The 938-nt window shown below is 80.4% G+C and carries 1 pseudogene; it reads left to right on the top strand.

Annotated features, from left to right (window positions below):
* A pseudogene (locus tag ABD317_RS37285) lies at positions 1-938 on the top strand (hypothetical protein); the annotation flags it as partial.

Genomic DNA, 938 nt, shown 5'->3' with positions numbered 1-938 from the left:
CCGACCCGGGCGCGGGCGCCGGCACCGGCCTGCCGGGCGGTTTTGGCCGGGACGTCGGCCCGGGCGCCGGCGCCGGTGCGGGGACGGGGGCACAGGCGGGGGAGGGGCCGGATTCCGGCGCCGGACCGGAGGGCTCGACGCCGGGGGGCTGGTCGGATCCCCGTAACGGAGCTGCCCGGGGCGGCGGCGGGCGGCGGCCGCGAGGCGCGTACGGGGCGGGCGGGCCCTCCGGTACGGATGCCCGGGCGTTACTGCGCGACGTCCTGCCCCTCGTCCGGCTGGCCGCGGCGCAGGCGCCCGGCGACCCCGTGCCGTGGCGCATCGCCCTCGACCACGCCACCGCCGTCCGGGCGCCGCGCGAGGCGTTCGTCTCCCGCTTCGCCGAGGCGGTGCTCCGCGCGCCCGGCCACCACGGCGCGCACGTCGCGGCGCTGCGCTACCTGGCGATCGTCGGCGGGGCGGACGTCGAGGAGCTGATGGTCTTCGCCGAGGAGTCCGCGGAGGAGGCGCTGCCCGGCTCCCTGCTGCACGGGCTGCCGCTGGAGGCCGCGGTGCTGGGCGCGTGCCGGGAACGTATCGGACTGCCCGGCGGCCCCGACGCCGGCGACGCCCCCGACTCGTCCACCACCTGGGCCGTCGAGCGCGCACTGGAGCTGTCGGCCCACTACGAACCGGGCGACGCCGAGGCCGCGGGCTTCCGCAACTGCCTCGCCGCCGCCCTCGTCCGCGCCCGGCGCTGGGACGAGGCGCTGGAGGTCTTCCGCGCCGTCGGCTCGGACGCCCGCGCCGTCCCCTGGGCGCAGCCCGGCGACGACGCCGAGGCCGTGCGCCGCCGCTTCCTCCTCGCCCGCCAGGAGGTACGTGCCGAACTCGCCCGCCGCGTCCCGCTCTTCGGCTCCCGGCCCGACAACGCCCCCGGGCCGGGAGCGGCGTTCGGG

It is taken from the genome of Streptomyces synnematoformans, from assembly GCF_039531005.1.
GTDB lineage: Bacteria > Actinomycetota > Actinomycetes > Streptomycetales > Streptomycetaceae > Streptomyces > Streptomyces synnematoformans.
The sequence above is the reverse complement of the archived record's forward strand: the minus strand, read 5'-3'. Positions and strand labels throughout refer to the sequence as shown.